We start from the raw sequence: 12,831 nt of genomic DNA on the forward strand, positions 1-12,831 counted from the left end.
GATTCGCCCGTTCCTGAGCGTCGCTCACGGAACGTACGGGTCATTCCTTGCCGAAGGGCAATGACCTGCGTCACCCCGCCCGATCGGATGAAACTTCCACGCCGATCATGCTTTGTTGGTCACGCTCACCGGAACGTGGGACAAACCGGGTCAGCTCGCCGCGGTGCCGGCACCGGCGAGGCGTACGGGCGCCGGACGCAGGCCGAGCACCGGCGGCGCCTCCACCGGCACCGCCCCCAGCTCCTCCAGGTGCTCGAGCATCGGCGTCAGCTTCTCGTAGAGCACGAGCACCACGTCACCGGGCACCGCGAGCCGCAACGCCTCCCGCACCGCCGCCCGGTAGCCCTCCGCCCGGACCGACCGCAGGTTCGGGCGCCGTCCCCGCATCTCCCGCTCGACCAGCGCCGACACCTCGCCCGGCCGGCGGCCCCGCGGGTCCTCGTCGTCGTAGAGCACCGCCCGGGTCACCCCGTCCGCCAGCACCTGCGCGGACGCGGCCAGCAGGTCGTCGCGGCGGTCGCCGGGCAGGGTCGCGGCGGCGACGCAGCGGTCGCGGCCGTAGAGGCGTTCGAGGGTGCGCAGCACCGCCGCCAGCGCCGCCGGGTTGTGCGCGTAGTCCACGAACAGGGACACCTCGCCCAGGCGCAGCACGGTGCCGCGGCCCGGGTTGTGCACCCGGGGCTCGAACTCGGTGAGGCGCTCGGTCACCACGCCGGCCGGGGCGCCCATCGCGCGGGCGGCGGCGATCGCGGCCAGGGCGTTGACGGCCGCGTACGGCGCCGCTCCCCCGAACGCGCCGGGCACCTCGGCCACCCGCAGCAACGGGGTGCGGCGCGCGCCGGTGGCCTGCACCAGCCAGCCGTCCTGGAGCAGGTACGCCGTACCGCCCCGGCCCAGGTGTCCGACGAGCACCGGCTGCTGCGGGTCGGCACCGAACCAGACGACGCGCTTGCGGTCGGCGCGTACCCGGGGCCGGTCCACCAGGCTGCGCACCCACGGGTCGTCGGCGTTGAGCACGAGCGTGCCGCCGTCCCGGACGCGCTCCGCCACCAGGGCCTTCACGTGCGCGATGTCCTCGACCGAGCCGAGCCCGTCCTGGCCGAGGTGGTCGGCCGTGATGTTCGTGACCACGCCCACGTCGCTCCAGTCGTACCCGAGCCCGCGCCGGAGCGTGCCACCCCGGGCGGTCTCCAGGACCGCCGCCTGGACCCCCGGATCGCCGAGGACCATCTGGGCGGAGCGCGGTCCGGTGGCGTCGCCGCGGTAGACCGTCCGGCCGTCGAGCGAGACGCCGTCCGTGGTAGTCAGCCCGATCCGCAGGCCACCCCCGCCGAGCAGGTACGCCGTCATCCGCGCCACCGACGTCTTGCCGTTGGTCCCGGTCACGGCGGCGACCGGGATGCGCCCGTCGGAGCCGCCCGGGAACATCGCCCGCACGATGGCGTCGCCCACGTCCCGGGAGCGGCCCGAGACCGGCGACAGGTGCATCCGCAGGCCCGGGACGGCGTTGACCTCGATGACCCCGGCGGCGACGTCGTCCGGGTCGGCCGTGGGCGGCACCGGCGCGGCGATGTCGGGCAGCCGCAGGTCGATGCCGGCGACGTCGAGGCCGACGACGGCGGCGACCCGCAGGCACAGCCGGGCCACGTCCGGATGCACCCGGTCGGTGACGTCGTGCCCGGTGCCGCCCGAGGAGAGGTTGGCGTTGTCGCGCAGCCGGACGCGCGTCCCGGCGGCGGGCACGGTGCCGGTCGTGCACTCCTGGCGGGCCAGGACCGCCTCGGCGATGTCGTCGAGGGCGATCCGGGTGAGGGCCCGGGAGTGGCCCATGCCGCGCCGCGGGTCGGCGTTGACCCGGGCCACCAGCTCCGCGACCGTGCTCTCCCCGTCGCCGATGACGTGCGCGGCGACCCGCTCGGCGGCGGCCACGACCTCCCCGGCCACCACCAGCACCCGGTAGTCCCGGCCGCCGAGCTGTCGCTCCACCACCACCTCGCCGCCGGCCGCCAGGACGGCCGCGTGGACCTCCGCGGCGGTCCGCAGGTTCAGCGCCACGTGCTCGCCCTGCCGGCCGCGCCGCGGCTTGACCACCACCGGGGCGCCCAGCTCGGCCAGCAGCCGGACCGCCTCGTCCGGCCCGGTGGCCGTGCCGCCGGGCGCGACCGGGATGCCGGCGTCGCTGAGCATCCGCCGGGTCGTCTGCTTGTCGGCGGCGATGTCGATGCCGACCCCGCCGGTCCGGTCGGTCATCGCCGCCCAGGCCAGGCGGCGGCGGGTACCCCAGCCGAGGCGCAGGAGGCTGAGGTCGCCGTACCGTTCGACCGGGATGCCGCGGCGGCGCGCCGCGGCGATGATCGCCGTGGTGCTGGGCCCGGTGGCCTCGCGCTCAGCGAGCCCGGCCAGGGCCGCCAGCCGCCGGTCGAGGTCGGCTCGGACGATCGAGGCGCCGGACGCCACCGCGGCGACCAGCTCGACCGCCGCCTCCAGCAACTGGGCGGGCAGGGAGGACTCCGGCGACTCGTCGCGCGGGCACTCCACGATCAGGTCGTAGATCCCGGGCTCGGCGGTGGAGACCGTACGCCCGAAGCTGACGTTCCGCCCGATCCGCTGGGACAGCTCGAGCATGACGTGCTCGGTGACGTGCCCGAAGTAGGTGCCGCCGCGCATCCGGCTCACGAAGCCGCCCGGCGCGCCGGCCGCGCAGTGGTGCTCGGCCAGCCCCGGCAGCCCCCGCAGCAGCCGTTCGGGGAAGCCCGCGACGTCCGTGGTCTCCCGGCCGGTGAGCTCGTCGAGGCCCAGCCGGGCCACCACCGCCGGCCGGGACAGGTGCACGTTGGGGCCGCGCAGGTGGCGCAGGCTGAGAATCTTCATCGGGCGGCTCCCCGTTCCCCGGCGGCCCCTGGGATCGAGGGGCAGCGGCTGGACAGTTCGAATCTGCTTCCGGCCGGCAGCACGTGGATGCGGGCCCCGGTGAACGCGATGGGGCCTTCCGCCGGTACCCGGATGTCGGTGGCCGCGCCGGCGTCGACGACGGTGACCGTGCCGGAGCCGAGCACCTGGAAACGGTCGCCGTCGGCCAGGATCGCGGTGTCCTCGTCGATGCCCAGGCCGAGCTCGTGCGGATACAGCGCCACGGCGGTGAGCAGCCGGTTGAGCCTTCCGCGCTCGGCGAAGTGCATGTCGATCACCACGCCGGGCAGGAACTCGAGCCCCGGCCCGGTCCGTACGCCCGCCCGGGTCAGCCCCGGCGCCTCGCCGCCCAGGATCATCGTGCCGGACATCATGGCCGCGCCGGCGCTGGTGCCGCCCAGCACGGTCGTGCCGCCCTGCACGAGGGTCTGCAGCGCCGAGTCGGCGAGGGTGCCGCCCAGCACGGTGGTGATCCGGAGCTGGTCGCCGCCGGTGAAGAAGATGCCCGTGGCGGGCGCGAGGGCCTCCACCACGGCGGCGTCGTTCGCCTGCGCGCGGGTGGTGATCCGCAGGCCGCGGACCTGCCCGGCGCCGAGGCCGGTGAAGAGCTGCGCGTACTCGGCCTCGAGGACCGCGGGCTCGCCGCTGGCCGTCGCGATGATCACGATGTCGGCGGTGGCTCCCCCGGCCAGCTCGACGAAGCGGCCGAGGATGGCGGTGCCGCCCGTGCCGTGGCGCTCGGCGCCGCCGATGATCAGCAACCGGGCCGCCACGCTGCACCTCCTCCGCCGCGCCGCTGCTACGGACCCGGCGGCTCGCCTTTGAGGTTAAACGGAACAAATAAGAAACATACGGCTAATCCGGGGAGTTGGCGGGCAGCAGATGGGTGACCGCGATCAGCGGCGGCGGGCGCCCGGACCGGGCCGCGGGACCACGTCACGGTTGTCGGTCACGGCGTGCCCGTCCGAGCAGTGCACGGCGGTACGGACCTCCGCGCCGCAGTCGCGGTGCACCATGGTCAGCGGCGGCCCCTCGGGCTCGGCGAGGTAGCGGTCGCCCCACTCCTTCACCGCCACCATCACCGGGTAGAGGTCGAAGCCCTTGGGGGTCAGGCGGTACTCGTGGCGGATCCGGGCGCCGGGCTCCTGGTACGGCTCGCGGCGCAGCACGCCGTGCTCGACGAGGGCGGCGAGCCGGTTGGTCAGGACCTGCCGGGGCATGCCGGTGTGCTCCCGCATGTCGGCGAAGCGCCGGACGCCGTTGAAGACCTCCCGCAGCACGACGAAGGTCCACTTCTCGCCCAGAATGCCCATGGCCCGGCCGATCGTGCAGGTCTCCATGGACCAGCCGAGCGCCTCGGGCCTCGCTGTGGTCTCGGTCATAGCCACCGAGGCTAGGTCTCATTGACAGACACAGCAAGCCCGTGGCAGCCTGCGTCCATGACGCAGACCCAGAGCGAGGCCCGGTCCCGTACGTTCGCCTGGAGCGACCCGGCCCAGCATGCGAGCCTGCGCGGCGACCGCTCGGGGCTCGAACTGCTCCGGGCGATGGCCCGCGGCGACCTGCCCGGCCCGCCGGTCATGAACATGATCGACATGTCCGGCATGGAGGTGACCGAGGGCAGCGTGACGGTCTACCTGGAGCCGCAGGAGTTCCACTACAACCCGCTCGGCACGGTCCACGGCGGCGTGCTCTCCACCCTGCTGGACACCGCCGCCGCGTGCTCGGTGCACTCCACGCTGCCCGCCGGGGTCGGCTACACCAGCCTCGACCTGACGGTGAAGTTCCTGCGTCCCGTGACGCTGGCCTCCGGCCGCCTCGCCACCACCGGCACCGTGCTCCAGCGTGGCCGGCGCACGGCGCTGGCCGAGGCCCGCATGACCGACACCGCCGGCCGCCTGGTCGCCCACGCCACGTCCAGCTGCATGATCTTCGACGCGCCCGCTACCGGGCCCCGCTGACCTCCGGGAGCAGGTCGCCGGCCGGCGGGGTCCAGGTCGCCGCGTCCGCCTCCACCTGCTCGCCCGAGCGGATGTCCTTGATGGTGTCCGGCTCGCCGCCGGCACCCGGGAACCAGACGTACGGGATCCCGCGACGCTCGGCGAAGCGGATCTGCTTGCCGAACTTCGCCGCCGACGGGGCGACCTCCGTGCTGATCCGCCGCGACCGCAGCGCCCGGGCTATCCCGTCGCAGCGCCCCCGCAGATCCTCGTGGGGCAGGGCCACCACGACGCACGTCGGCACGCTCCGCGAGACGGACAGCGCGCCGTGGCCGAAGAGCAGGCCGAGCATCCGGGACACGCCGATGGAGATGCCCACGCCGGGGAAGCGCTCGTTGCCCGCCGACGCCAGGTTCTCGTACCGGCCGCCGGAGCAGATGGAACCGAACCGCTCGTAGCCACGCAGCTGGGTCTCGTAGACCGTGCCGGTGTAGTAGTCGAGGCCCCGGGCGATCTTCAGCTCCGCCCGGATCAGACCCGGCGCGTGCTCCGCCGCGGCGTCCACGACCCGGACCAGCTCCTCCAGCCCCTCGTCGAGCAGCGCGTTGCTGACGCCCAGCGCACGGACGGCGTCCACGAAGGACGCGTCCCCGGTCGAGATCTCCGCCAGCCGCAGGCACGCCCGGGCCTGGGCGTCGGTCGCGCCGGCCGTCTCCACGAGCAGGGCCGCTACCTTCTCCGGGCCGATCTTGTCGAGCTTGTCCACCGTACGCAGGACCTGGTCCGGATCCTCCAGGCCGAGCCCGCGGTAGAAGCCCTCGCACACCTTGCGGTTGTTCACCAGGATCGTGGCCTGCGGGATCGGCAGCGAGCGGAAGGCGTCGCCGATCACCAGCGGCATCTCGGTGTCGTAGTGGAACGGCAGCGTGTCCCGGTCCACCACGTCGATGTCGGCCTGGAGGAACTCGCGGTACCGCCCCTCCTGGGGCCGCTCGCCGCGCCACACCTTCTGGATCTGGTAGCGCCGGAACGGGAACTGCAGCTTGCCGCTGTTCTCCAGCACGAACCGCGCGAACGGCACGGTCAGGTCGAAGTGCAGGCCGAGCGCGTCGTCGCCACCGCCGGCGGCCGGGTCCTCCTGGAGGCGGCGCAGGACGTACACCTCCTTGGAGGTCTCGCCCTTGCGCAGCAGCTGGTCCATCGGCTCGACGGCGCGGGTCTCGAGCGGCGCGAAACCGTACAGTTCGAAGGTCGACCGGATCTTCTCGACGACGTTCTGCTCGATCATCCGCTGGGCGGGCAGCCACTCCGGGAAGCCGGAGATGGGCGTGGGCTTGCTCATGGTGCTGGTTCTCCTGGTCTAGATACCCCGGCTGGGCGCGCCGGTCAGCTCCCGCAGGTACGGGTTCGCGACACGCTCCCGGCCGATCGTCGTCTCGGGTCCGTGGCCGGGCAGCACGACCGTGTCATCGGCCAGCGGCAGGATCTTCTCCCGCAGGCTGGTCAGCATCGTGTCGGTGTTGCCGCCCGGCAGGTCGGTGCGTCCGATGGAGCCGGCGAAGAGCACGTCACCGGAGAGGCAGATCTGCTCCGCCTCCCAGGACGTGCCGGCGCCGGGCAGCCGGAACAGCACCGACCCGCCGGTATGGCCGGGCGCGTGGTCGACGGTGATCTCCAGGCCCGCGAGGCTCAGCGTGGCGCCGTCGGTCAGCTCGGCGACGTCCTCGGGCTCGGTGTAGGTGAACCGGCCGCGGAACAGGTCCTCGATGCTCACGCCGAGGCCCTTGGCCGGGTCGGCGAGCTGGTCGCGGTCGGCGGGATGCACGTACGCCGTGATGCCGCGCGCGCCGCACACCGGCGCGACGGAGAAGGTGTGGTCGAGGTGGCCGTGGGTCAGCAGCACCGCGGCCGGCTGGAGCCGGTGCCGGGCGAGGACGTCGTCGAGCCGGTCCAGGACGCCGACGCCGGGATCGACCACCAGGCACTGCTCACCCGGGCCCGCGGCCAGGACGTAGCAGTTGGTGCCGAAGGCCTCGGCCGGGAAGCCGGTGACGAGCACTCCGCACCCTCCTCAGGTCGCAGGTCTGTGCCTCAGGGCCGCATTTCCGTGTCGAAGCCTAGCCGGACGCACCGTACCCACCGCCACGCAACCTCGCACACCACATTCTCAGGCGATACCCGTACACTCTTGCGGGCGTGTGGCGTGGCGCACGTGCCGCGGTGTGAGGCGTGAAGTGAGGAAGGAAGCCCTAGGTGGTCTCCAGCAAGGATCGGGCGCGGAAACTGGCGCGGGAGAAGCTTGATCGCCAGATGGCGCGCCGGGCCGCCAGGCAACGCCGGCGGCGGCAGATCCAAGCCGGTCTCGGCGCGGCTCTCGCGCTGGTCGTCATCGTCGGCGGCATCGCCTGGCTCGGCGGGGCGTTCGACAGCGACGACACGACGACCGACGCGGCCGACGCGGACGTGTGCGCGTGGACGACGCAGAACGCCGAGAGCAACAAGAGCCTCAAGGACGTGGGCGAGCCGCCGACCACCGGCATTCCCACCGAGGGCACCCGGCCGATGACGATCACCACCGACAAGGGCGCGCCCGTCGTGGTGAGCCTCGACCTCGCGAACGCGCCGTGCAGCGCCGCGGACCTGTCGTACCTGGCGGGCAAGAAGTTCTACGACAACACCACCTGCCACGAGATCACGACCGAGGGCGCGATCCGCTGCGGCGACCCGAGCGGCACCGGGCAGGGCGGGCCGACGTACAGCGTCTACAACGAGAACGTGCCGCTGGCGCCGGAGCCGACGCCCAGCGCGAGCGCCTCGTCCGCCCCCGCCGCGCCGCCGGCCGCACCGCTCTACCCGAAGGGCACCGTGGCGCTCATCGGCGACCCGCCGGGCAGCAACGGCAGCCAGTTCCTCATCTTCTTCAAGGACTTCACGCCCAAGGGCGAGCCGCCGTACCCGATCGTCGGCAAGGTCACCGGCGGGATGGACACGGTGGCGAAGCTCGGCAAGATCCCGGTCGTGGCGAACGCGGCCGGCGACAAGGTGAAGCCCAAGGACACGATCACCGTCCAGAGCATCACCGTCGGCGAGGCCACCACCGCGGCCGCGGCGCCCCCCTCGGCCGCCCCGTCGGCATCCAGCCAGTCCTGAATTTTCCGGAGCAGAATCCCCACCGACCGCAGCCCCTCAGTGCACGAAGGCATACCAGGAGGAACACCGTGTCGTCGATCAAGGACAGGCAGCGCGCGGCGGCGCGGGCCCGCCTCGAGAAGGAGATGGCCGAGCGGGCCGCTGCCGCGAAGAAGCGCCGCCAGCGCCAGGCCATCATCGGCTCGGCCCTCGCGGTCGTGGTGATCGCCGGTGCCGCGGTCTGGATCGTGGCCGCCCTCGGCAGCGACGACGACAAGGGTGGCACCAAGGCCGCCGCTCCCCCGCCGCCCGGCACCGTCGCCTGCAACTGGATCCCGGACGACGGCAGCGGCGGCGGCAAGGTGAAGGACACCGGCGGCCTGCCTCCGAACAACGTGCCGAACACCGGCAAGAGCACGCTCACGATGGACACCAACCTGGGCGCCATCACGGCCGCGGTGGACCTGTCCAAGTCGCCCTGCACCGGCGCGGCGTTCACGTACCTCGCGAGCAAGAAGTTCTGGGACAACAGCAAGTGCCACCGGCTCACCACCGAGGGCATCAAGGTCCTGCAGTGCGGCGACCCGATGGCCTCCGGCAAGGGCTACCGCGACACCGACGGCCAGGGCGGCCCGAACTTCAAGTACCCGGAGGAGAACCTCCCGACCAACGCGAAGCCCACCTACCCCAAGGGCACGATCGCGATGGCCAAGACCCAGGCGCCCAGCACCACGGGCAGCCAGTTCTTCATCGTGTACGCCGACACCGACCTCCCCGCCGACTACACGGTCCTGGGCACCATCACCAAGGGCCTGGACATCGTCGAGAACGTGGCCAAGGCCGGCAGCGACGACGCCAACGCCAAGGGCGACGGCCACCCGAAGCGCGAAGTGACCATCAAGACGCTGACGATGGCCGCGGCCCAGTAACGCGGAACCGGAAAGGGCGGGCCCGATCGGGCCCGCCCTTTTTTCGTCCGTCCGCCTCTTCGCCGTCCACGTCGGGCGGTCAGGCCCCCGACGTCACGCGGTAGGCGTCGAAGACACCGTCCACCTTGCGCACCGCGGCGACCAGGTGGCCCAGGTGCTTCGGGTCGGCCATCTCGAACGTGAAGCGGCTGACCGCCACCCGGTCGCGGGTCGTCGTCACCGTCGCCGAGAGGATGTTCACCCGCTCCTCCGACAGCACCCGGGTCACGTCCGCCAGCAGCTTGTGCCGGTCGAGCGCCTCCACCTGGATGGCGACCAGGAACGTCGACGCCGACGTCGGCTTCCAGCTCACCTCGACCACGCGTTCGCTCTGCTCGCGCAGGTCCTCCGCGTTGGCGCAGTCCTCCCGGTGCACGCTCACGCCCCCGGAACGGGTCACGAAGCCGAACACCGCGTCGCCCGGCACCGGCGTGCAGCAGCGGGCCAGCTTCACCCAGACGTCGCTGACGTCCTTGACCACGACCCCGGGGTCGTTGGCGGTGCTGCGGTTGCGCGGCGGCCGGGTCGCGACGGCGGTCTCGGCGATGTCCTCGACCGCGCCCTCCTCGCCGCCGAACCCGGCCACGAGCTTCTGCACGACCGACTGCGCCGAGACGGTGCTCTCGCCGACGGCCGCGTACAGCGAGGAGACGTCCGCCAGGTGCAGGTCGCGGGCGATGGTGGTGAGGTTGTCGCTGGTCAGCATGCGTTGCAGGGGCAGGCCCTGCTTGCGCATCGCCTTGACGATCGCCTCCTTGCCGGCCTCGATCGCCTCCTCGCGGCGCTCCTTGTTGAAGAACTGCCGGATCTTCGTCCGCGCCCGCGGGCTCTTGACGAAGCCCAGCCAGTCCTGCGTCGGGCCCGCCGTCGCCGACTTCGACGTGAAGATCTCGATCACGTCGCCGTTCGACAGCGTCGACTCCAGCGGCACCAGCTTGCCGTTGACCCGGGCGCCGATCGTCTTGTGGCCCACCTCGGTGTGCACCGCGTACGCGAAGTCGACCGGCGTCGAACCGGTCGGCAGCGGGATGACGTCGCCCTTGGGGGTGAAGACGTACACCTCCTGGCTGGACAGGTCGAAGCGCAGCGCGTCGAGGAACTCGCTCGGGTCGCTCGCCTCCCGCTGCCAGTCCAGCAGCTGGCGCAGCCACGTCATCTCGTCGATGTGCGCGGGCGGGCCCACGATCGTGGCGCCCTTCTGCTCCTTGTACTTCCAGTGCGCGGCGATGCCGAACTCCGCCGTACGGTGCATCGCGAAGGTCCGGATCTGCATCTCGACCGGCTTGCCGGTCGGGCCGATGACCGTCGTGTGCAACGACTGGTACATGTTGAACTTCGGCATCGCGATGTAGTCCTTGAACCGGCCCGGCACCGGCTGCCAGTTGGCGTGGATGACCCCCAGCGCCGCGTAGCAGTCGCGCACCGTGTCGACCAGGATCCGCACGCCGACCAGGTCGTAGATGTCGTTGAAGTCGCGGCCCCGCACGATCATCTTCTGGTAGATCGAATACAGGTGCTTGGGGCGGCCGGTGGTCTCCGCCTTGATCTTCGCCGACTTGAGGTCGAGGCTCACCCGGTTGGTGACCTGCCGCAGCAGCGCCTCCCGCTGCGGCTGGTGCTCGCCGATCAGCCGGTTGATCTCCTCGAACCGCTTCGGGAACAGCGTGCCGAACGCGAGGTCCTCGAGCTCCCACTTGATCGTGTTCATGCCGAGGCGGTGGGCCAGCGGCGCGAGGATCTCCAGCGTCTCCTTGGCCTTCTGCTCCTGCTTGGCGCGCGGCAGGAAGGTCAGCGTCCGCATGTTGTGCAGCCGGTCGGCCAGCTTGATGACCAGCACCCGGGGATCCTTGGCCATGGCGACGACCATCTTGCGGATCGTCTCCGCCTTCGCCGCGTCGCCCAGTTTCACCCGGTCGAGCTTGGTGACGCCGTCGACGAGCAGCGCGACCTCACCGCCGAAGTCGGCCCGCATCTGGTCGAGGCCGTAATCGGTGTCCTCGATCGTGTCGTGCAGCAGGGCGGCCACCAGCGTGGTGGTGTCCATGCCCAGATTCGCCAGGATCGTCGCGACGGCCAGCGGATGCGTGATGTACGGGTCGCCGGACTTCCTGTACTGCCCCGAGTGCCAGCGCGCGGCCACGTCGAACGCACGCTGCAGGGCCCGCCCGTCGGCCTTCGGGTGGCTGGCCCGGTGCGTGGCGATCAGCGGCTCGAGCACCTCGCTGACCTGGGTGCTCTGCCACGGCGCGTTGAACCGCGCCAGCCGGGCCCGCACCCGGCGCCCGGTCGGCGCGCTGGCCAGCCCGAACCCGCCGGCGGGATCGTCGCCCGGCCCGAGCGGCTGGGTGGCGTCGGCATCGGCCAGGGGCGCACCGGACACCGGCGCCCCGGCCGGCCTCGAGTTCGCCGACGCGGCCGGCCGCGGATTAGCCGCCCCGGCCGGCCGCGGATTCGCTGCTTCGACCGACCGCGGGTTCGCCGACGGGGCTGGCCGCGGGTTCGCTGCCCCGGCCGGCCGCGAGTTCGCCGTCCCGGCCGGCTGCGAGTTCGCCGCTTCGGCCGGTCGGGGGTTCGCCGCCGCGCTCGGCCGCGGCGTGGACGCGGTGGTCGCCGGCGCCGGCTCGGCGGGTGGAGTTGCGTCAGGCGTCACCGGCGTCGCCGAGTCACTCGGCGGCGTGGAAGCCTTGGTCGCGTCGGTCGGCTGCACCGTGCCCTCCGTCGGAGGGGCGACGTCGCTGGACACCGGCCTCCTCACGTCGCTACTGCTCACACCGGGTTGGCTGCTGCTCACCTGGTTGGAAACGCCATCCTACCCGCCCGCTCTTCCCCGGTGGCCCGCCCCGAAGGTCCGAATGACCGCCACCAGGTCCGGCGAAACGGATCAAACGGTCAACAGCGCATGCACCGTACGCGGACTGAGCCGCGCCCGCCCCTCCAGGAAGCCGAGCTCCATGACGACGGTGAAGCCCGCGACGGTCCCCCCGGCCTGCTCGACCAGGTCCAGGGCCGCCCCGGCGGTGCCACCGGTGGCGAGCACGTCGTCGACCACGAGAACCCGGTGCCCGGCGATGAACGCGTCCCGGTGCACCTCGAGCGTCGCCTCCCCGTACTCCAGCGCGTACGAGGCGGCGAACGTGTCCCGCGGCAGCTTGCCGGCCTTCCGGATCGGCACGACACCCTTACCGGTCGCGTACGCGATGGCGGCGGCGAGCACGAACCCCCGCGCCTCGACCCCGGCGACGACATCGAACGACCCGGCCCCGTAGTGCGCCACGATCCCGTCGATGACCTCACGGAACACCGGCCCGTCCGCGAACAGCGGCATCAGGTCCTTGAAGAGAATCCCCGGCTTCGGAAAGTCGGGCACATCAACAACCCGGCTCGCCACCAGCGCGGCGACCTCGGCGCCACTGTCCCCACGTACGTCCGCAGCAGTATCCGTCACGCGCCACAGCCTAGACAAAGCCGACGACCGGCCCCCGCCCGGTGGCGCACCCGCCCCGCAGCCCCCAGGCCCCCACAACCCACCTCGGCCAGCTCGGCCAACTCACCTCGGTCACCGCGCCCGGCCACCACACCCGGCACCGCACCCGGCACCACACCCGGCACCACACCCGGCACCGCACCCGGCACCGCACCCGGGCATCGCAGCCGGCCACCGCGCCCGGGCACCGCAGCCGGCCACGTTCCGCCCGGGCACCGCAGCCGGCCACGTTCCGCCCGGGCCCGCCCCGATGTCGCTGGCCGACGGCGCCTCGACCCGGGCTCCCGGGCTCAGTGCGCCGTGTCGAGGTCACAGCCGGCGAACGCCGCCATACGGTTCCCCACCCGCGCGGCGCCGGCGCCGGCGCCGCCAGCAAAACGAACCGCAACGCCCGCCGCGC

General features: G+C 72.6%; 10 protein-coding genes. 3 read left to right on the plus strand and 7 right to left on the minus strand.

Going from position 1 to position 12,831, the window contains the following annotated elements:
- Positions 1 to 150: 150 nt before the first annotated feature.
- From cphA to CLV70_RS21660, 3 genes are all read right to left on the minus strand, one after another.
- Complete coding sequence (gene cphA / locus CLV70_RS21650; RefSeq protein WP_106128363.1) at positions 151 to 2,871, minus strand: cyanophycin synthetase; 2,721 nt, start codon at positions 2,869 to 2,871, stop codon at positions 151 to 153.
- On the minus strand, positions 2,868 to 3,683 hold the full coding sequence (locus tag CLV70_RS21655) for a cyanophycinase (RefSeq protein WP_106128364.1): 816 nt from the start codon (positions 3,681 to 3,683) through the stop codon (positions 2,868 to 2,870). Before CLV70_RS21655 ends, cphA begins: the two co-directional genes overlap by 4 nt.
- Positions 3,684 to 3,806: 123 nt before the next feature.
- Positions 3,807 to 4,292: a winged helix-turn-helix transcriptional regulator gene (locus CLV70_RS21660; RefSeq protein ID WP_106128365.1), complete on the minus strand. Its 486-nt coding sequence runs from the start codon at positions 4,290 to 4,292 to the stop codon at positions 3,807 to 3,809.
- A 57-nt stretch (positions 4,293 to 4,349) separates the two neighbouring features.
- Here CLV70_RS21660 and CLV70_RS21665 point away from each other — a divergent pair, with 57 nt between their 5' ends.
- Positions 4,350 to 4,871, plus strand: a complete 522-nt coding sequence (locus tag CLV70_RS21665; protein WP_106128366.1) for a PaaI family thioesterase — start codon at positions 4,350 to 4,352, stop codon at positions 4,869 to 4,871.
- Here the strand turns inward: CLV70_RS21665 and hisS are convergent.
- A complete protein-coding gene (hisS, locus tag CLV70_RS21670) occupies positions 4,855 to 6,192 on the minus strand; it encodes a histidine--tRNA ligase (RefSeq protein ID WP_106128367.1) in 1,338 nt (445 codons plus the stop codon). The genes CLV70_RS21665 and hisS overlap by 17 nt on opposite strands.
- Before the next feature lie 18 nt (positions 6,193 to 6,210).
- Positions 6,211 to 6,909, minus strand: a complete 699-nt coding sequence (locus tag CLV70_RS21675) for an MBL fold metallo-hydrolase (RefSeq protein ID WP_106128368.1) — start codon at positions 6,907 to 6,909, stop codon at positions 6,211 to 6,213.
- Between the two features lie 194 nt (positions 6,910 to 7,103).
- Here CLV70_RS21675 and CLV70_RS21680 point away from each other — a divergent pair, with 194 nt between their 5' ends.
- On the plus strand, positions 7,104 to 8,000 hold the full coding sequence (locus CLV70_RS21680; protein ID WP_106128369.1) for a peptidylprolyl isomerase: 897 nt from the start codon (positions 7,104 to 7,106) through the stop codon (positions 7,998 to 8,000).
- Between the two features lie 68 nt (positions 8,001 to 8,068).
- Complete coding sequence (locus tag CLV70_RS21685; RefSeq protein WP_106128370.1) at positions 8,069 to 8,908, plus strand: peptidylprolyl isomerase; 840 nt, start codon at positions 8,069 to 8,071, stop codon at positions 8,906 to 8,908.
- Positions 8,909 to 8,987: 79 nt separating this feature from the next.
- On the opposite strand, the gene CLV70_RS21690 is transcribed toward CLV70_RS21685, so the two are convergent.
- Positions 8,988 to 11,690, minus strand: a complete 2,703-nt coding sequence (locus CLV70_RS21690; RefSeq protein ID WP_425440192.1) for a RelA/SpoT family protein — start codon at positions 11,688 to 11,690, stop codon at positions 8,988 to 8,990.
- Positions 11,691 to 11,828: 138 nt separating this feature from the next.
- Positions 11,829 to 12,392: an adenine phosphoribosyltransferase gene (locus CLV70_RS21695; protein ID WP_106128371.1), complete on the minus strand. Its 564-nt coding sequence runs from the start codon at positions 12,390 to 12,392 to the stop codon at positions 11,829 to 11,831.
- Between the last annotated feature and the right edge of the window lie 439 nt (positions 12,393 to 12,831).

The organism is Pseudosporangium ferrugineum, assembly GCF_003002065.1.
GTDB classification, from domain to species: domain Bacteria; phylum Actinomycetota; class Actinomycetes; order Mycobacteriales; family Micromonosporaceae; genus Actinoplanes; species Actinoplanes ferrugineus_A.